This is a genomic window from Pseudomonas sp. HMSC066A08 (genome assembly GCF_001813025.1).
Lineage (GTDB): Bacteria > Pseudomonadota > Gammaproteobacteria > Pseudomonadales > Pseudomonadaceae > Pseudomonas > Pseudomonas aeruginosa.
On record NZ_KV811235.1, the window covers coordinates 1 to 214 of the forward strand.

At 40.7% G+C, this 214-nt stretch carries 1 protein-coding gene; it reads right to left on the reverse strand.

What is annotated here, in order from left to right; all coding sequences use genetic code 11:
- Positions 1–214, reverse strand: a 214-nt coding sequence (locus HMPREF2886_RS32775; RefSeq protein WP_139148379.1) for an AMP-binding protein, incomplete at both ends; no start/stop codon positions are given.

A 214-nucleotide genomic window follows, 5' to 3' on the forward strand; every position in this document is an offset into this window, starting at 1 on the left:
CGGTGATCACTAATTTTGCTTTAGAGTCAATAATGCGCCCTGCCACTGCTTCTGGTGAGAAACCACCAAAAATAACAGAATGAATAGCCCCAATACGAGTACAAGCTAACATCGCAACAGCCGCTTCAGGAACCATTGGCATATAAATAGCCACTACATCGCCTTTTTTGATACCTAGTTTTTTTAATACATTGGCGAATTGACAAACATCTTG